Genomic DNA, 17,855 nt, shown 5'->3' on the forward strand with positions numbered 1-17,855 from the left:
ATGCAACTGTACACACTCGAGTTCAACGAGGACGAAGTCGGACAGATCAGCGTCGGGGCCAGCCCCGACACTACCGAACAGACGCCGCTCGACGATCGCGGCTCAGCGGAGATGCTCGCGGGGCCGACCCCGGAGATCTCGTTCGACGTCGTCGTCGACGGCCCGGACGGCCGGCGCCGTGCATCGGAACTCGAGCATCTGCTCTCGCAGCCGACGGTCGCGCCAGTCGCGGTCTCGATCCCGAATCAGCCCGACCTCGAGGGCTACTACGTGGGCTCGAGCGTCGATCGCGACGTCGTCCTCTCGCAGGACGGGGGCGACGATCATCACGTAGTGCCGCTGACGCTGTCCCGTTCCGGGACCCAGCAGTCGCATGACCGCGTCCTCGAGACGGACCCGACCGAGGACATCGACCATGAGTACGGCAACGACACGACGCTCCTGGTCGGCCTCCCGGCGGCCGCGGATCGGGTCCAGTGGTTCGACCTCGAGGACAAAACGCGCCAACTCGCGTCGCCGATCGAGACCCGCAGCGCCGAGGGCGGCGACATCGAGATCTACGATCTCGCTGACGGCGAGGCCGCGGTCGGGACTGGGTCGCCGGCGATCGTCTACGACCTCGACCTCGAGGCCGACGGTGACGTTGACGTCGGCGTTTTCGATACGCAGGGGTCGGAGGACAGGGCCGACTGGGCCCGGATCGTCTCGCCCAAGGCCAGCGTCGACGACCCGGTCGTCCTGGATAACGGCCTCGCCCGCCTGCGCCTCGACGAGCCCGCCGGAACCCTCGAGGCCCAGCAGTGGGATGCGACCAACGAGACCTGGACGACGGTCGGCCTCGAGGGCTCGCAACCGTCGACGGTCACGCTGTTCGATGTCGATCTCGTCGACGTCGCGATGGCTCGTGATCAGGCCCAGCTGACCTTCGATGTCGATGGCTCGCTCTTTTCGCTGAACGCGATCGTCAACCGCGGTGCCGAGGACGTCCTGTTTTCGATCCCGACCAACGAGTCGGGGCCGATCCCGACCGACCTCGAGGACTGGCTCGCGCCGATCGCGAGCTCGAGCGTGGTCGATCCGAACGCGTCGAAAGCACTGGTCGCCCGAAACGAGGTGCGCAAATAGATGGTCCAAACGATCAGCGGCACGGTCACGCAGGATGGATCGGCAGCCGAACACGCAGTCGTCGCGATCTACGACCTCACCGACGGGACGATCGCCGGGACGGCACGGACCGACTCGAGCGGCAACTACTCGATCGACGTGTCCCCGGACAGCCACAACTACGCGCCGTTTGCATGGCTCTACGAACCCGGGACGGGCCGGTGGTACGTCGAGGCGCTGGTCGCGAACGTGACCGACGCAGCGGCGAACCCCTACGGGATGATCGATAACTTCGAACGAGGGAATCTCAATCCGTATTCGGGGTCGCCGGGTTCGTGGCAGCTTGTCTCTGGATCAGATGCGATCACGGGCAACTACTCGCTCTACGGGACCGATGGTGATGGACAGATTTTCAGCTACCCCGGAGATGGATTGGGGTTCTATCCGTCGAAAGGGGATGTCTTTTCACTAATCGGAGAAATAACTGGGAACTTATTCATACTATATAATGTAGAGGACAGCGACAATTGCTATTTCGCCCGCCCATCCCCATATCAGGATGACCTTATATTGGGGTACTACAGCGGTGGTAATTATAACACCTATAAAACAAAAGATGTCACTTTGTCCGATTTGGCCACGCTCGAGTACGAGGTAGAGTGGCATGATGGTAACGGGTCACAATCGGATGATACGACTGTACTGAACATCTACTCGCTCGATAGTAATCTCGAGCGGAACGGACAGGTAACCTCCATCACAGGAACCTCATCTGTTTTCATCGGGGGTGATGGGGTTGGGCTTGACATCGGCGGATATCAGAAAGATGGAACGATCGACACCTTCCGGAAACTTGGTACAGTGGAGGAACTCGGGCGATGAGTACTGCAGACTTCGGCCTCGAGCAAACAGAGGATCAGGCCCAGTCGTCGGTCGGCCTCGAGCTATTCATCAACGAAGAGCCGCCTGCTCCGACGAACCTCTCGGTCACCGCGACGGATGCCAACAGCGTCAGTCTCGACTGGGACGGCGACGGACTGGCTGACGAGTACGAGATCTATCGAGCGACCTCGAGCGGAAGCAGCACCGGTGATTACACACTGGCTGCGACCGTCTCGAGTACGCCCCACACGGACGGCAGCCTCACCAACGGCCGCCAGTATCACTACCGCGTTCGGGCGGTCAATCAGGCAGGAGTCTCCGACCTCTCTGGCGAGGCGACCGGGACGACCGATCTCCCAGCGCCGTCGTTCAGCATCGACGCCAGCGTACAGCGGCAGATCACGATCGACTGGACTTTCAACGACGACAACCCGGACGGCGACCTCACCGTCACTGAGTCGAGCAGCGGGACGATCACGACGACCACGAGCCGCGACGGGGCTTACACTCACGGCTCGCTTCTCGACGGCGAGCAGTACAGCTACTCGATCGAGCGCGATACCGGCGATGCGACGGCGTCGGCGGGCCCGAAAAGTGCGGTCACGATCCTCCCGGCGGTCGAGAACTTAACCGTCGACACGATCGACGGACGCTACGTCACGCTATCGTGGACCGAGTCAAGTAACAACTCGAGCGGGTATCGTCTCCTCCTGCAGAAGCCGTCTGACGGGTCATACAGTCAAGATGGGGGCGACTACGCCCCGGTCGCTGAGGGCGAGACAAAGACCGCCACGACGACCGAACTCCTCGACGGCCAACAGTACGATGCGATCGTGGAAATCTACACCGATCACGCCACCGCGAGGACAGGGACGACCACGTTCACCACTGACCTACCGGGTGCTGACACGCTCGATCTCGACGGCAGTGAGCCCGATCAGATCACCGCCCAGTGGACGCAAGTACTGAACAACGGCGAGTACCGCATCGAGGTCCGCGAGAGCGACGCCAACGAAAACTGGGGTGACTCGGGGGCAGCAACCGTCGCCTACGACAGCACGCTCGAGCATACGTTCACCGGCATCCTCGACGGCGAGAAGTTCGATGTACGGATTCGAACGCAGACCCAGTACGTCGACGGGTCGTGGCTCGAGGGCGAGGAGATCACGAACCTCCCCGCGCCGAGCGGGATCGGGTTCGTGAACGTCGGGACGACTTCGCTGGAGGTCCAGTGGACCGACAACGCGACGTTCGAGGGCAGCTATCAGGTCTTCCGCAAGCGCGTCGACTACGACGGCAACGTGACCGACGACCGAAACCTCCGGGCAACCGAAGCTCAGTCTGCCGAGTCCCATGCCGATTCGGAGGTTCAACCGGGCCGAGAGTACGAATACGTCGTTCGCGCTCGAACGTCGTGGGTCCACGCCGACACCAGTATTGGGACGGTCTCGACCGACTCGATCAGCCTCTCCGATCGGGCCGTCTCCCCGCGGGGCTGGCACCTCGAGGTCGACCATCCGTCTGGGACGACCCTGACCCCGGATCCGCTCGACGGCGCCACGCGTCGACCGACGATCAACGGCTTCCCCCGCGTCGAGATCCCGGTGCCCTACCGCGATCGCTGGCACTCGGCCGATCGGGATGACGCCCCGCTGCGAGTCTGGCACAGCGGCTCGAGAGAGCCGATCGAGACCCTCGAGCATCGCCGCCTCGAGGAGGGTGCAGGCTCGAAGCGGACCGTCCTCGAGGGGCGGGGCGGGACGCAGCTCGACCGGCGGGTGATCGAGGACGTCGACATCGAGCCGACCCACGAGTTTGCCAAGCGTCTCATCGAGGAATACACGGACTACACTGCGACCGTCGACGACCCCCAGACCAACCAAGAGGAGCGGGCGCTTGACCGCGCCGAGTCTGCGTTCGAGTACGGGCAGACACTACAGGCCATCTCGGATACAACCCCGCTGAAGATCACAGACGATGGGTTCTTTGAGTGTAAACAGACGTGTTGGTCGTTCGACGCCGTCGGAAATACGACTGCTACGGTCCAGAGCGACAGTTTCACTGGGGGTGAGGCGGCGCAGATCACTGACTTCCAAGATTCGTTCAGCGTCACGTTCGAGACCGACTACCGCATCGAGGAGCCGGAGTTCTTCCACCGGGGCATCCGGGAGGCATATATGCGGATGGACATTTACGTCGACGGCGTCCTCGCCACGTCGAACCTCCAGACGGCAGAACCCGGGTACGCGCCGATCTCGTTTGCCGGGCCACTCGAGCCCGGGTCCCACACGATCGAGTTCGATGTTCAGCCGGATGGGACCTCTGACTCTGGGGATTTCCGGCTCGATCGCTTCGGTGTTCGCGATGCACAGTTCTCGTACGACGACAGTGGCACGCTCAACGAGCCGGGCGGGCACACGGACGGGCCGTCACCGTATCCGGATCTGACGCGCATCGAGACGGTCGAGTACACGACGCCGCTGGCGATGACCGAGGTCTCGGTCGACGCGCAGCCGACCGCCGGCAGCGTCGCCGAACTCGGGATCCGCCAGGACGGCACCGGTGACTACGTCACTGCCAGCCAGACGACGAGCCACACCATCCAGTACAATGACCTCGCTGCGACGGCCCAGGCTCGGATCGGTCTCGGCCGCCGGCAGGATCTCGACCCTCGCGATGAGACGCCACGGCTGGGGTACGAGTCCCAGAGACTCGACATCCTTGAGATCAGCGCTCTCCTCGACGATACGCCGGTCCTCACGGACCGAAGCTTCGATCGGCCGCTGATCGATGTCCTCCGCGAGGTCGCTGACATCGGCAACTTCGTGTTCGAGGTTCGGGCCGACGGCGACGAGACCGTAATCGAGTGGACCCAGCTCGGCCAGCGCGAGGTCAGTATCGACCCCGAGATCGCAGACTACAGCGTCGATCGCCAGACCGAGGACGTCGTCGAGAAGGCCGTGGTCTACGGCAGTGCTGCCCAGATCACCCGCCAGACCGTCGACGTCGCGATCGGGACGTGGGTTGATCTCCCCTTCCCCGACGCGAAGATCGTCGAGCGAAAGGAGACGATCTACGACGGCGATACCGAGTTCACTCGAGGCGAGGACTACCAGATCCGCTACGCGACTGAAGACGGCCAGCCGCGGATCAAGGCGCTGTCGGGTGGCGCGCTGTCCGATGGGCAGACGGTGTCGGTCGATGCCGAGGTCAAGCCTCGGGGCTCCTATACCGAGGGCGACGCCGGCGAGAACCCGAAGACGGTCATCGAGGATATCCCCGGACTCGCCTCGAAGCAGATGTGCGACCAGTACGCCCTCTACGCAGTCGAGCGGACCGGCGACGCGATCGTCGACGCGAGCGTAACGATCTCCAGCGAAGAGGTCGGTGCGTTGCTCGTCGACGCGATCGATATCGACCGGCTGCCCGGTGACGTCCCGTGGGAGGTCGACGATATCAGCTACGGCGACGGCGAGGTTTCGATCGAGTTGGGCAACGGGCCGTCGGCGGACGATTTTCTCCAGGGGCTCAGCGATCGGCTGCAGCGCAACAGCGAGCGGGTGTGACAGCTGTGGAACCGCCGGGGCGAGCTGGGGGACTGCGCAGAAGGGAAAATCAGTCGAATGTGATCTGCCAAGGCAACCACGTCTGGACATCAACCCATCCGACACCGTCAAAGTCGACTGGGACTTCACCCTTCCCTCCCTCTCCAGTGGTTAAGCGTTCGCCGGAGTCCCCCTCTGCGGGATAGATAGTCACTTCAAACTCCGTTCCAGGGCGGGGTAAGAGATGCGCAACATCTATCGAATCGAACTCAAACGGGCCAGCAACGACGGGCCCATCATCGGAGATGGTCTCCGGTATGCTGCCACTATCCGCTCGAGGGTGTCGGATTTCGACACTCCACTGCGCGCCGTTGCCGTCGGCATGAAGGACATAATCCCCACCCTCAAATAGCGTGGCAGACGCGCCGTCATACTCGCGGTCTATCTTGAGTTCGTAGGGGTCTCCTTCCTCAAGCGGGGACACTCGAAGACTGAAATCATCGCCCTCGTACCCCACGTCAAACACTGCCAGACCACTCCCGATTGAGATAGGGTCCTCCATAATAGAGCCGGACCCCAGCCATTTCCACGACTCAAGCGGCTTCTTTGCGGAGGTCCTGTCAGGTTGGCTTCCCCCATTTCCGTTCCCGTCGTCCGTTTGGGTGCCTGAACAGCCTGCAAGTACGGTTGAAAATGCAGCGCCGCTTCCAAGAAGAAGTCTCCGACGGTTCATATCTCCTCAATTGGATGGTTCGGTGATAATATTGTTGCCACTATTCGCCAATTTCGAGCGCGTCGACGGCTTCGGCGGGCCCGACGTCGTGATCGACGAGGCGGTCCGCTGCGAGCTGCCACGCTCTTCGCGAGAGTTCGGGATCGGCGCTCTCGTAGTTGACTGAGAACTCGGTCAGTGCGACTGCGACGAGGAGGTCATCGCGACGATCGTCCAGAGGCATCACTGCCGCTGGCCGCGGCTTCCCGGATAAAGGTCAGCACCCACCGTGAGCCAACGCAGGAATCCGCCAACGGGGGAGTTGGCGGTGGAGCGTCGTACCCACTTGGTGTGTCAATCGAGAGGGCTCGAGATCGGGATGTCAGTCGGGGTGCGGCTATTGACGTTGGGGCAGTCACCGATCTCGAGAGGCGAGGACCGTGTTTCAGAGTCGGATAGAGTCAGTCCTGCAACGGTTGACTCTCATTCCTCGCCAATCATGGGTTCCAACTGATATGATATGAACCTGTTGGTATTTTTATATCAGTAGAAATGGCAGTTAACAATATCTGAACCACCGAGGCAAGGCGAAGATGGGGCTGTCAGTCCTCAGTCTCGAGAAAACGCCGGCCAGAGGCCAGCGTCGGAGTCCCCCTCCCCCCTTAGTGGTGTGTCAAGGGGTGGGTCTGCGATCGGGGTGACAATATGGCGATTGACGTAGACCGATCCCAGCTGTGGCGAGAGGGCCTGGATGTCTCGGAATCGGATTCGGTCGGTACGGCGGAATCCGGTGGGTCTCTCGCCGGCCGGATCTTCGGAGCAGTATCGCATCAAGCTACTGGCCACACGAGTAGGGCTCCTGTCGGTCGTGTGTATGTAGCAGTGCCGTCCACCATCACGAACAGTTGCTCACCATGACCATCTGCCAATGGGTTTATGTTAATCGGCAGAGAACGCAGGCCCAGATAGCGAACCAGCAAACACTTGACGTTGTAGCACTTGTAACTAAACATGCCCAGGGATGCAGATACACGGACCGATCGAGGGGAACTTCGAGAGGTCTTGCTCGCGTTCATGGACAAATATCGCGGGCAACATGCAGCCCCTGGAAAACTGCGACTACACAAATTCGTCTTTTTCGGCGACCTCTACAGCCTCCACTGGTACGGAGGAAGACTCACTGACGCAGACTTCAAAGCCTACGATTACGGAGCCTTCTCCGAAGACATCCAAGAGCTGTTGGATGAGTTGGAGAGGTCCGGTGAAGTCCAGACGACGGAATCCCCCAGTGGACGGGGTAAACAGTATCACAACACGCGCTCGCCAAAGCTCAGTAGGGAGAAGCAAGAGATTGTCGACGAAGTCTGGCAAGAGCTCAAATCCCTAAGCGACGACGATCTGGGGCAGTTTTCAAAGGGGACATGGCTCTATGAAAACACCCCCTATGATGAGAGTATGGACTGGGAAGCCTACCGAGAGAAGGTAGGTACAGCGACACAGTGGAGAGAAGTCGTAGAGAGTATGAAGGAAAGGAATCCGGCCGACGACCCGGAGGATTCTGTAGCCGATCTCCTTAATTGATGGCAGGGCTGCTTGAGGATCCGTTGCCGATGGGGTATGATCAGGATTTTGAGTCAGACTTAAAGAAAATCCAGGAAGATGATCCGACCCTTGCCGAGCGGATTGCAGATTACTGTGAGGAAATCCGGAAGAAACCGTTTAAAGGCGAGATGAAGCAGTATGCTATGGATGGCCTCTATGGACTCCACGTTGACCCTTTTGTACTTCTATACGAACTTGATCCTCACCTAGCTCCCAATTCCGATCCATCAAATGTCGATGAAGTCTATTTTCACCGGGTTGTACACCATGATGATCAGCAAACTGCAGTAAAGAACGTCAACCGAGCAGATAGAACAACTTACGTGTCTATTCGGCTCGAGTACGACCCCATTCCAAATGTTCAGAGACGGGTTTCACAACTTCACGAAACCGACGAATTCAGATTTAAGGACTCTACATACGATTCCGATGGGATCTCTGTCACGGGTGAATTAGTAGACGATTCTCGCGGGCGGAACCGAGAAATTTTGGAGGTCATACTGCCAGAGGACGCGATTATCGAGTACGACCGAGAAGGATTCTCGGACTTTATATAATATCGCCCGTTCTCCAGGCATCAGTCATCTTCGAGTAGTTCGTCGCGGGCTGCCTTGAGTTTCTGGAATCGGCCAGAGGACCCGCCCGTATCGGGGTGGCCCTCGAGGTTTTTGAGTTGCGCCTTGAACGCTGCCGTGACGATCTCGTCGGGAGCGTGCGGTGCGACCTCGAGGATCTCGTAAGGCTCCTGGTCGAGTTCGTCCTCGCTGCTCGCGGCCGTCGTCGGTCCCCTGGGCGCTACTCACTCCCACCACCGCCCTTACACTGGATGGTCTGTTCGACGTAGCACTCGCCGTCGTACACGAGCCGGTAGAGGCCACGCGCCTGCTTCTCGATCCATCCAGCGTTCTCGAGCGCGTTCAGGGCGTCATTCACGCGCTGGCGCTCGAGACCGGTGATGTCCCGGATCCGGCGTGGATTGACCTGAAACTCGTCGCGAAAAACGTCGAGGACCTGTCGTTGCTGCTTCGACGGGTCGAACTTCTTGTTCGCCACGTTGAATCGTCTGTATCCTTGCATAGCGATCCCTACAAATGTACCTATCAGTGACCACGCTATTGTATCTTCGGGTGTCCAATCTATAGTCCGTTACAAAGTAACGCTTAATAGGTTGGCGAATAGACTATAGAGTAGGAAGCGCGGGGATGTCGGGGTCAGAAACCTGATCTCGGCCGGGTGTTAGAGCACCCGACCTGCGCTTCTGGGCTTACAGAAGCATATGAGCGTACAAGACCCAACGGATGAAACCGTTACGACTGACGAAGCACAGATCGACGACGTCGTCCTCGAGCGCCGCTCGTGGAACTACGGCTACATCGGCGAGGACGCTGACGGACGGCATCACCACGTGGATCGCAAGCGTGACCGCATCGTCGTCACGAAGACCCGCGCGGACCGCGACGACTCCGGTGCGGTGCCGGTGTTCTCCCTCGAGGGCCCGATCCTCCACTCCGAGGGGATCGTCCTGGCGTCGAACGGTGCCGGCGGCGACGACCTTCGGCGCTGGATCGCCTTCGTCGATCAGGAGATCGGCGACGAGGACGACGAGAGTGGCTGGGCCGAGCGTCCGGTCTCGGCGGCCGACGAAGCACAGGACGTCCTCGAGGAGGTGCTGTAAGATGGCGGTGACGGTCGCGACCAGCGCCGGCGAGCAGTTCGTCGACGCAACGACCGACGACGGAGAGATGGTCCTGATCGAAGAGGTCGACTCGGACGGCTTCGGGCGATGCGGGTGGACCGTTCTCGAGTTCAACGGGCGATCTGAGATGACGGTCGAACGTGACAAGGCCCAGAGCGCTCGCTCGGAGCAGCTGGACCGCAAGGGCGAGATCGAACTGCAGCGCCAGCACGAGGCCGCGGCGGTCGCTGGCCCCGAACTCCGGGCCGACGGGAGTGGCGAATCGGGCGATCAGACACAGGCAGCCGACTCCGACATGACCGACGACACCGACATCAAACCCGGCGACGTAGCGCTCGATCGAACGCAAGGCCGACCCGTTCACGTCCTCGAGGATACCGGCCAGACGGTCCTTCAGTGGTCCAACGAGAACGGCTACGACCTGCTCGACAACTACGGGAACAGTCGTTGCGGGGCGACTGCCGAGGACCGTGTCTTCGAAGTCGTCTACTGCAGCAGCATCCAGTCCGAGCCGTCGAAGACCTACGCGATGCCGGAGTCGCGTCTCGATCGCGTCGAGACCGAGAAGGCCGACAACGGTCGCCAGGTCTACGACCGGATCGTCGTCGACGTCCTCGACCAGCTGTTCCAACGCGCAGGTCGCGACGACGAACAGGCGGTCGCCGTCCTCGAGCAGTACGCGACCGATGCCGGGATCGACGCCGACGTCGTCGACGAAGCGCGTGAACTTGCCGAGGCTGCCCAGCTCGGAGGTGAGGCGTGATGTCCGAAGCCGCCGGTGCCGACGACGCCGACGCCGCCGGCGCCCTCGAGGGCGAGACCGTCGACGGGACTGTGCTGCCGCGATCGTTCCTCGTCGAGGGGAGCGGTCCGGTCACCGTCGTTCGCGACCAAGGCGATGTCGTCGAGCGTACCGAGGGCGAGGTGACGATCTCGCGTCGGCTCGAGACGCTCGAGGGCTTCGCGACGTTCTGGAACTTCCGCGATCTCAAGAACTGGAAGCGCAACGCGATCCGCGAGGTCCTCGAGGATCACGAGGACGACATCACCCGCTACGTGATCAGCGACGAGCAACTCGAACAGTGGGACGTCCAGGCCGACGGGCGGGCGCAAGCGTTCACCGGCGTCGCCGAGACGATCGTCGACGACGAGGTATCTGACGACTTCGAGGCACCGAGCCAGCACTTCCTCGCCTACGTCGACAACCCTGCTGATCGGGACGTCGACGAGATGACGCTCGATTTCGCGGGGGACCTCAAGACATCGCCGCTCTGGGGCCCGGGCGCACGGCTCGCCGAGCTGGTCGTTCGACACGCTAATCGCGAGGACCTCGAGGGGCACACCGAGGCGCTGCTCGAGGAGATCAACCGATGAGCATCCAGACCGCGAATCTCGAGGCGGCTGCCGAGGCCGTCCCCGAACACCCGACGGTCTACGACGCCCGCCTCGTTGATCGGCGCGACCAGGACGGCCGGCGCGTCCTCGAGGTCGTGCTCGGGCCGCAGGTCGATCGCGTTCCGCCGGGCGTGCTGCGGGCGCTGGCCGAGGCCGACTGCGGGCTCGACACCGTCCAGTCCCAGGGCACGTTCCTCGTCGCGATCGCCGAGTAGAAGCAGCCCTCTTTTCGCCGCTATTCGATTCGGATCCCCCAGCCGCCGTCGGCTTGGATCGCCACGTACCCGAGCCCCGAATGCCGGAACGACGTCGTCCCCTCGTAGCTCCCGATCTCGTTGACTGCGATCGTCGGGAACTGCCCCTGCGGCGGGAGGACTTGGACGATGAAGTTCCGGCGGCCGTTGTGTGCTGCTCCGATCGTGTGCGTTCCGTCAAACTCGAGAGGGCCGAGGACCGTTGCCGAAGTACCCTGCTGCTCGAAGGGAAGCGAGTCACCGCTGCTCGGTCGTGGCTGTGTCAGCTCGAGTTCCCAGTCGCCGTCAGCCTCGATCGACATCTGGTAGGTGCCTCGCCCGACGAGTGCGGCCCGTGAGCCGTCGAACGCACCGATCTGGTTGACCATGATGTTCTCCATCCCCGTCTCGGGGACGAGTTTGACGATGAAGTTCCGGCTACCGGTGTGTTGTGCTTCGATGACCGTCAGCCCGCCGATGATACCGACGTTGGAGTAGACCTGATTCCCCGATCCCGACACCGATATCGGATCCGGTTCCTCGACATCGGGTTCGTCCGCGCTCGGCCCTGTACTGGTACCGTTCCCGTTGCCATTTTCCCCGTCGTCGCTCGTATCGCTCGAGCAACCAGCGATCGTCGTTGTGAGCGCCACACCGCTTCCGAGAAGGAGCTTCCGTCGGTTCATATCACCCTAATTGGATGGTTTGGTGATATGTGTTTCGGCGAGCGCTTTCGGAAATGATGCCCAGTAGTCCTTTTACACCCGTCGGTGAACCACACTGTTATGATTTCGAGAACGGACGTGTTCGAGGATTCGTGGCCCCCCACCGAACTCCCGAACCGAAACGACGAACTCGAGCATCTCTCCCGTCGGCTCGGCCCCACGACGCGTGGGTTAGAAGGCGACGACGTCCTGATCTACGGCGGGAGCGGTGTCGGGAAAACCGCCACGACGCGGCACTTCCTCAGCCGGAAGCTGCCGGACTACGCCGACGTCGCCTGGGCCCAGATCAGCTGCGGCGACAAGACGCGAAATATCCTCCTCAAAGAAGCGGCGGCAGAACACCCCGACGACGTCACCGTCCAACTGAACTGGCGGCCGTCCCGACTGAAGGCGGCCCTCGAGCGCGTCGTCGACGGCGAGCCGTACATCCTGGTCCTCGACGAGGCCGACTCGATCGCCGACCACGAGATCCTTGCCGACCTGGCGGATGTCGAGGGGGTCTCCGTGATCGTCATCGCCCACGACCGGACCGAGTGGCTCGGCCATCTCAACAACGCCGTCATCGGATCCTTCGGAATCGACTCAACGATACGGTTCAACCCCTACAGCACAGACGAACTCGTGGAGATCCTCGAGCCGCGGATCCGATTGGGGCTGGACTACGATGCGTTCAGCCGCGACCAACTCAAGCGGATCGCGAAGGAAACCGAGGGGGTCGCCCGCTACGGGATCAAGGCGGTGTGGGCCGCCGCGGAGATCGCCAAGGAGCGCGGCCACGACACGGTCACCGACGCCGACGTCGACGACTGTTTCGACCGCGCGATGGCGAAGATGCGCGAGTCGAATCTGGCGAGTCTCTCCTATACTCACCGGGCGCTCTACGAGCTGGTCCGCCGGCTCGGGCCGACCGTCTACAACTCGAAGTTGAAGAGTATCTGGCGGGCCCACCGCGAGGAGATCTACGCCGATCGCCACCGGGAGCCCGTGACGTGGCGGCACGCGCGTAACTATCTGGAGAAGCTCGAGAAATACGATCTGCTCGTGCGCAAGGGGAGAACGCAGAACCGCCGATGTGTGGTCACCGATCCCGACCTCGAGGCCACGGTCGATCTCGACTTCGTGTTTCTGGCGGCTTAATCAGCTGTCGCCGCTTTCGCTACCGCCTTCGGATTTCCCTCGAGGTCAACCCCTTCTCGCTCCGCCTTTTCTTCCATCGCTTCCCGGATCCAGTCAGCCAACGACATCCCCTGGCCAGCCGCGTGGGCACGGAGTTTGTTGTACTTCTCCTCTTCAACCCGTGCCGCGGCTTGCTTCTTATCGCTGCTCATACCGGAGGTGTACGAATGCATGATACATTAGTGTTATTGATATAGAGGTGCCTAGCACCTTTGCATTAGAGTTATGTAGGTGTAGCGTTATAGAATCACTCGTGACGACAGAGACTGAAGCGCCGGACGGCTCTAAGTGGACCACAATTACGGTCACGAAGGAGTTCCGAAATCGGCTCCGGTCCATGAAGCGAGGTCAAGAGTCGTATACAGAACTGCTCGAGCGGATGGCTGAGCAGTTCGATTCCGATGAGAACCAGTAGGCGGACGCATAGCTCGTCAACTAAATTGCAGTGAGCCGGGTGTCACCAGCGCCCGACTCGACGAAAGGTCAGAGGTACGCATGATCCACAACACGACGTTCGGATATCGTAATGCGGCGGCTACAGCGGCCAGCGCTGCTGGTAGCACGCGATTACCGCGTCGTGGCCTTTCGGAAATGAGGCAGGATACTTTTAGTGCGTATCGAGACCAACAGCAGAATCAACCACTCGCGGCCACCGCCGGAGCGCGCCAAGGTACCAACTTTCGCGCCCCGGCTGTCCGCGGGTCACGAACGAAGACCACGCCGGGAGGTCGATCGCTCCCGGCATCAGACGTGACCATGAACACGAACGAAGACCACGACGAAAACGCTAACGGATCGAACAGTACCAACACCCTTCCCGGAGTCGTCCGCGGTTCCCTCGAGCGCATCGAGGGCGGCGAGATCGACGAGACGGCCGCACTCGTTCGTCGCCTCGAGGTCGCCCAGCGCTTCGACGACGCCGAGGCCAAGGCCGACACGCCCGAGCTGCTCGAGGGTGGTCCGATGCAGGGCGCACACCGCTACTGCATCGAGGGCGACAGCGAGGAGGCGTGGCTCGCGAGCAACTATACTGTCCCCATCGGGTTCGACGGAGGTGACGGCCGATGACGCTCCGCGACCTCGAGGAGATCGACGTCACGCTCGAGCAGTCGTTGATGCGGAGCGGCGATGAGGAAGTCGTCCGATGGACTGCGACGGCCGACACCGACGACGAGGAAGCGAAGGTCGCCGCCGATTCGCCGGCCGAAGCGCTCCGGATGCTCGCCGACGAACTCGAAGACGACACGGCGGACGGTGAGTTGACGGATCACGAGGACATGATCGAGATCCTCGAAGCCGCTCCGGACGGGGCCGCCCTAGTCGCAGTCGACGATCTCACCGATCCGAACCCGCAACTTCATACGCGACTCTACGGCCCTGATTCCGAGGATAACGTGCTGCGTCGGTATGTCGCGCACATGACGGCGCGGTGTCTCGGTGAACACTACCCATACGAGTTCAAACACGGGGCGATCATCGCCTCTGGTGGTCAGTGGAGTCCCCCTGGAGCGGGGTACACGAACCCGGTGAGGGAGTTCGAGCGCCGGTTCGAGGACAACGGAGGCGATTCGGCATGATCGCCGGCCAGCTGGCGCTCCTCCAGGAGCCCGCCGCCGAGCCCCTCGAGAACCACCACGACCAGACTGGGCGCGCTCTGCAGGTCGAGGAGACCCAGACCTACCTCGACGAGGACCTCACGATCCAGTCGGGGCTGGTCGCCGGCGAGGTTCCGAAAGAGGACGAACGCGTCCTCCTGGACGGCCACGAGATCGAGACCGAGACGTGGACGGTCACCCGCCGCGTCGCCAGCGAGTGGGTCGCCGACGTCGACGGCGAGGGCTGGATCCTCGCCGAACGCACGCACACGAGTGACCTCGAACACGAACCCGACTGGCCGTTCAACGAGTTCTCGAAGCTGGCCGGCCCGGAGATCGCGCCGGTCCGGCTCAAGCCGTGGGAGTTCGTCCGCCGGCAGCGCGACGAGGGACGGACGTGGACGGTCGAGATGACCACCCACGAATCCAACCTCGACGATACCACGATCGAGTGGGGCAACGGCGCGCTCAAGTCGAAAGCGGTCAACTCCGACGTCGGCGTCGCACTGACGACGTTCTGGAACGACGTCCACGTCCGGCTGGTCATCTACTCGAGCGGGTACCTCGCCATCTGGGAGCCCGCCGAGATGAAGCCCGAGCTGCTCGGCCGGTTCATCCACGAGGAGATCGTCCCGATCGCGACGTTTGCCGACGACGTCGAAGTCGAAGAGGACGAAGAGGCCGAACAGCAGACGCTCGAGGACAGCGGGGCGGAAGCATGACCGCGCGCTACGAGGTCATCGGGAAGGTCGACCGCTCAGTCGCAGGATCGTTCACGGCCGATCCCGACCTGATCCTCGTCGACGACGGCGACGAGGAACTCCTGATCGCCGAACCGGCGAGTGATGACGATGAGTAGCTGCTCGACCTGCGGCGGCCGGGACTACCTCTGCCAGCAGTGCAAGATGGACGAACTTGAGAACCGTCTCGGCCTCCCGTCGGATCACTTCGACGCTGACGCCGGGATCGTCTGCTGGGTTCAGGACGTCGACGAAACCTGGCACGCCTCGATGTACTTCGAGGACACGCGTCACGTCGCGGCCTGTGGTGAGATCCTCGAGACGCCGGTCGCGGACGTTCGCGAGGATCCGCGCCGACTCGCCGAGGTCCACACCTGCGACGACTGCGAGGCCGCCCTCGAGGCCGACGACGAGGAGACCGTCCCCGACGGCGGCGAGTTCGAGCGTGCAAGCAAGCTGCTGGCCGACGGCGGCGAGGTCGACGTCTACCAGTGGGTCCTCGAGAACGTCCACGAGTATCCCGCCGGGACCGATCCCCGCTGGGGCTCTCGAGGCAACCTCGTCTACGAGGGACGGAAGCTCGACGGCGTCAGCAAAGAGGACGTCCAGAAGGCGATCGCCCGCGCGGTCGACAACGAGGACCTCATCTCGTGGCACGGGCTGCTGGCCCGCGCCGAGGTCGACCGACTTCGAGAGATTACTCGTGCCGAACATGAGGACCACGACATCACGCGGGGGATCCTCGTCGGGAAGTGCAACAAGCTGATCGCGAAGAAAAAGAAGGCCGACGGCACCGAGTCCGCGGCCGCGACCAACGGTGGTGAAGCGGCGTGACGGGCGGCTCGTACCGGATCGGCTGCGACGACTGCGGGGCCGAGATCCGCGCGTCGGCGGAGTACTGTCCCAACTGCGGCGAGCGCCAGTCGTGGTTCTCCGACGACGAGAACGAGGATGACACCGAGGGCAACCTCGAGGAAGTCTTCCGCCGCGAGACGATCACCGAGGCCGGCGACGGCGGCCTCCTGGTCGGTGAGCGCGAGTTCGTCGATCGCGTCGACGACGTCTGCTCCGAACTCGAGGCGCTCCGCGAGGGGGCCGACGATCCCCGAGTCAAGGAGGAGCTGCAGACCGCAGTCGGCGCCGTCTGGCGGGCGTCGGTCCTCCAGCGAGTCGCGGAGAACGACGATATCCGGATGGCCGCTGATACAGGACCCGAGGCGACGCCCGTCCGCGGGTCTGTGCCAACCGGTTTCACACGCGACGGAGGTGGGGAGGATGTCTGAGGCGGCCACCGCCAACGACGTCGTCGACACGCTGCTGTCGGTCCACAAAGGCAACCAGCTTGTACTCGAGGCCGAAGGGTACGAGTGGGCATCGCCGTTCGAGGTCACCGAGGTCGACGAGGTACTGTTCGAAGCGCCGAACGGCGGTGTCTGGAAAGCCCGCCGCGTCACGCTCGCGTCGACGGCCAAACGAGGCTCCGACCGGGAGTTCGACGTCTACCCCGCTGCACCGGCCCCGAATGTCGGGCCCGGCTACGGTCGTCTCGTCAACGCCAACCTCGTCGACGAAGATACCGGCACCTCCACCGAGGACACACCCACCAGTGATATCGACTCTGAGTCAGAGGCAGAGACCGATGTCCTCGAGGAGGACGCCGCGGACGACGCGCCGGCCGACGCCGGCGACGACGTCCAGGACGAGATCGACGCCGAAGAGGTCACCGTCGACGCCGTCGGCGATGAAGAGACGTTCGAGTGTGACTGCGGCCAGACGTTCGAGAGCCAGCAGGCGCTGCAAGGCCACGGCCCGAACAGCTGCGAGGGTGGCGACGACGAGAGTGTTGCGCTACCGGATGGTGTCACCGAAGACGACGTCGACGAACTGACCAGCGGCGGGATCGAGATCGGCGACCTCGCCGAGGAACTCGACGTCCACCGTAACGAGGCTCGGTTGATCGCCCACCAGCTCGGTTTCTACAAGCGCGTCCGCGAGGTGTGGCGTGATCGCGAGCGTGCCCAACTCGACCCTCGCCTCGGTGGGCTCCTCGTCGTCGCCCTCGGGCTCGTCACGATCGGCCTGCTCGCAGTCGGGGTGACGCTGCAATGAGCATCGTCGAGACTGACGAGATCGACGTGACGCCGACGCCGCGCTACGAGGACCTCGAGGTCGATCCGCACTTCCCGGAGCGCTGGACCGAGCGATCGCCGCGGCAACAGCTGAACCCGAAGGTCGCGTGGCTCGAGGCGATCCCGGTCGACTACCCGTCGGCGTCACCGCCGGCGGAGTGTACCCGTTATCACGAGGTTACGGAGATGCTCCTGCTGGCCGAGCCCAACGGCCGGCTCGTGACCTGCATCCCGCTGGAGGATCGCCCGCACGACGAACAGCAGTACATCCGTTCGCAGGTGACTGACCTATGACGGTTGCATATAGCGAGAAGAAGTTTA

At 62.5% G+C, this 17,855-nt stretch carries 23 protein-coding genes; 18 read left to right on the plus strand and 5 right to left on the minus strand.

The window, feature by feature from the left end; translation table 11 throughout:
- The 3 genes from NP511_RS02155 to NP511_RS02165 are packed head-to-tail and all read left to right on the plus strand — an operon-like array spanning position 1 to position 5,552.
- Positions 1 to 1,125 (plus strand): hypothetical protein, encoded by a 1,125-nt coding sequence (locus NP511_RS02155; RefSeq protein WP_049964225.1) that lies wholly within the window; start codon positions 1 to 3, stop codon positions 1,123 to 1,125.
- Positions 1,126 to 1,986, plus strand: coding sequence for a carboxypeptidase-like regulatory domain-containing protein (locus NP511_RS02160; RefSeq protein ID WP_049964226.1), 861 nt, complete (start codon positions 1,126 to 1,128; stop codon positions 1,984 to 1,986). It abuts the gene before it with no gap.
- Positions 1,983 to 5,552, plus strand: a complete 3,570-nt coding sequence (locus NP511_RS02165; protein ID WP_049964227.1) for a fibronectin type III domain-containing protein — start codon at positions 1,983 to 1,985, stop codon at positions 5,550 to 5,552. The genes NP511_RS02160 and NP511_RS02165 overlap by 4 nt, the downstream gene beginning before the upstream one ends.
- A gap of 49 nt (positions 5,553 to 5,601) precedes the next feature.
- Here the strand turns inward: NP511_RS02165 and NP511_RS02170 are convergent, their stop codons facing one another.
- Together NP511_RS02170 and NP511_RS02175 are read right to left on the minus strand one after the other, a co-directional pair.
- Positions 5,602 to 6,264 (minus strand): hypothetical protein, encoded by a 663-nt coding sequence (locus NP511_RS02170; protein ID WP_136396925.1) that lies wholly within the window; start codon positions 6,262 to 6,264, stop codon positions 5,602 to 5,604.
- 40 nt (positions 6,265 to 6,304) lie between these two features.
- Positions 6,305 to 6,487, minus strand: coding sequence for a hypothetical protein (locus tag NP511_RS02175; protein WP_049964229.1), 183 nt, complete (start codon positions 6,485 to 6,487; stop codon positions 6,305 to 6,307).
- A gap of 767 nt (positions 6,488 to 7,254) precedes the next feature.
- Here NP511_RS02175 and NP511_RS02180 point away from each other — a divergent pair.
- Positions 7,255 to 7,824, plus strand: a complete 570-nt coding sequence (locus NP511_RS02180) for a Panacea domain-containing protein (RefSeq protein WP_084158212.1) — start codon at positions 7,255 to 7,257, stop codon at positions 7,822 to 7,824.
- Positions 7,824 to 8,402 carry a type II toxin-antitoxin system RelE family toxin gene (locus NP511_RS02185; RefSeq protein WP_049964231.1) on the plus strand — a complete coding sequence of 193 codons (579 nt, stop codon included), beginning with the start codon at positions 7,824 to 7,826 and terminating at the stop codon, positions 8,400 to 8,402. The genes NP511_RS02180 and NP511_RS02185 overlap by 1 nt, the downstream gene beginning before the upstream one ends.
- A 238-nt stretch (positions 8,403 to 8,640) precedes the next feature.
- On the opposite strand, the gene NP511_RS02190 is transcribed toward NP511_RS02185, so the two are convergent.
- Complete coding sequence (locus tag NP511_RS02190) at positions 8,641 to 8,922, minus strand: MarR family transcriptional regulator (protein ID WP_049964232.1); 282 nt, start codon at positions 8,920 to 8,922, stop codon at positions 8,641 to 8,643.
- A 199-nt stretch (positions 8,923 to 9,121) separates the two neighbouring features.
- On the opposite strand from NP511_RS02190, the gene NP511_RS02195 reads away from it, so the two are divergent.
- Genes NP511_RS02195 through NP511_RS02210 form a run of 4 tightly spaced genes read left to right on the plus strand, consistent with a single transcriptional unit; the run spans position 9,122 to position 11,151 of the window.
- Entirely contained in the window at positions 9,122 to 9,520 is a 399-nt protein-coding gene (locus NP511_RS02195) for a hypothetical protein (protein ID WP_049964233.1), read from the plus strand.
- Position 9,521: 1 nt separating this feature from the next.
- Positions 9,522 to 10,304, plus strand: coding sequence for a hypothetical protein (locus tag NP511_RS02200; protein ID WP_308986950.1), 783 nt, complete (start codon positions 9,522 to 9,524; stop codon positions 10,302 to 10,304).
- Positions 10,304 to 10,915 carry a hypothetical protein gene (locus NP511_RS02205; protein ID WP_049964234.1) on the plus strand — a complete coding sequence of 204 codons (612 nt, stop codon included), beginning with the start codon at positions 10,304 to 10,306 and terminating at the stop codon, positions 10,913 to 10,915. The genes NP511_RS02200 and NP511_RS02205 overlap by 1 nt, the downstream gene beginning before the upstream one ends.
- Entirely contained in the window at positions 10,912 to 11,151 is a 240-nt protein-coding gene (locus NP511_RS02210; RefSeq protein WP_049964235.1) for a hypothetical protein, read from the plus strand. Before NP511_RS02205 ends, NP511_RS02210 begins: the two co-directional genes overlap by 4 nt.
- 20 nt (positions 11,152 to 11,171) lie before the next feature.
- Here the strand turns inward: NP511_RS02210 and NP511_RS02215 are convergent, their stop codons facing one another.
- Positions 11,172 to 11,855, minus strand: a complete 684-nt coding sequence (locus tag NP511_RS02215; protein WP_049964236.1) for a hypothetical protein — start codon at positions 11,853 to 11,855, stop codon at positions 11,172 to 11,174.
- A gap of 99 nt (positions 11,856 to 11,954) precedes the next feature.
- On the opposite strand from NP511_RS02215, the gene NP511_RS02220 reads away from it, so the two are divergent.
- Entirely contained in the window at positions 11,955 to 13,031 is a 1,077-nt protein-coding gene (locus NP511_RS02220) for a Cdc6/Cdc18 family protein (protein ID WP_049964237.1), read from the plus strand.
- On the opposite strand, the gene NP511_RS02225 is transcribed toward NP511_RS02220, so the two are convergent.
- On the minus strand, positions 13,028 to 13,222 hold the full coding sequence (locus tag NP511_RS02225; RefSeq protein ID WP_049964238.1) for a hypothetical protein: 195 nt from the start codon (positions 13,220 to 13,222) through the stop codon (positions 13,028 to 13,030). The genes NP511_RS02220 and NP511_RS02225 overlap by 4 nt on opposite strands.
- A 604-nt stretch (positions 13,223 to 13,826) precedes the next feature.
- Here NP511_RS02225 and NP511_RS02230 point away from each other — a divergent pair.
- From NP511_RS02230 to NP511_RS02265, 8 genes are read left to right on the plus strand one after another with little or no spacing between them, the layout of a single operon-like run.
- Positions 13,827 to 14,138: a hypothetical protein gene (locus NP511_RS02230; RefSeq protein WP_049964239.1), complete on the plus strand. Its 312-nt coding sequence runs from the start codon at positions 13,827 to 13,829 to the stop codon at positions 14,136 to 14,138.
- Complete coding sequence (locus tag NP511_RS02235; RefSeq protein WP_049964240.1) at positions 14,135 to 14,647, plus strand: hypothetical protein; 513 nt, start codon at positions 14,135 to 14,137, stop codon at positions 14,645 to 14,647. The genes NP511_RS02230 and NP511_RS02235 overlap by 4 nt, the downstream gene beginning before the upstream one ends.
- Positions 14,644 to 15,387 (plus strand): hypothetical protein, encoded by a 744-nt coding sequence (locus NP511_RS02240; RefSeq protein WP_049964241.1) that lies wholly within the window; start codon positions 14,644 to 14,646, stop codon positions 15,385 to 15,387. Before NP511_RS02235 ends, NP511_RS02240 begins: the two co-directional genes overlap by 4 nt.
- Complete coding sequence (locus NP511_RS02245; protein WP_158413743.1) at positions 15,384 to 15,524, plus strand: hypothetical protein; 141 nt, start codon at positions 15,384 to 15,386, stop codon at positions 15,522 to 15,524. Before NP511_RS02240 ends, NP511_RS02245 begins: the two co-directional genes overlap by 4 nt.
- Positions 15,517 to 16,239 carry a hypothetical protein gene (locus NP511_RS02250; RefSeq protein WP_136396926.1) on the plus strand — a complete coding sequence of 241 codons (723 nt, stop codon included), beginning with the start codon at positions 15,517 to 15,519 and terminating at the stop codon, positions 16,237 to 16,239. Before NP511_RS02245 ends, NP511_RS02250 begins: the two co-directional genes overlap by 8 nt.
- Entirely contained in the window at positions 16,236 to 16,688 is a 453-nt protein-coding gene (locus NP511_RS02255) for a zinc ribbon domain-containing protein (RefSeq protein ID WP_049964243.1), read from the plus strand. The genes NP511_RS02250 and NP511_RS02255 overlap by 4 nt, the downstream gene beginning before the upstream one ends.
- Positions 16,681 to 17,514, plus strand: coding sequence for a C2H2-type zinc finger protein (locus NP511_RS02260; protein WP_049964244.1), 834 nt, complete (start codon positions 16,681 to 16,683; stop codon positions 17,512 to 17,514). The genes NP511_RS02255 and NP511_RS02260 overlap by 8 nt, the downstream gene beginning before the upstream one ends.
- The gene (locus tag NP511_RS02265) at positions 17,511 to 17,828 is read left to right on the plus strand and encodes a hypothetical protein (RefSeq protein ID WP_049964245.1); all 318 of its coding nucleotides are present in this window, start codon (positions 17,511 to 17,513) and stop codon (positions 17,826 to 17,828) included. Before NP511_RS02260 ends, NP511_RS02265 begins: the two co-directional genes overlap by 4 nt.
- Positions 17,829 to 17,855: the final 27 nt, after the last annotated feature.

The sequence above is a fragment of the Natrinema thermotolerans genome (genome assembly GCF_031165565.1).
In the GTDB taxonomy this organism is placed as follows: Archaea; Halobacteriota; Halobacteria; order Halobacteriales; family Natrialbaceae; genus Natrinema; species Natrinema thermotolerans.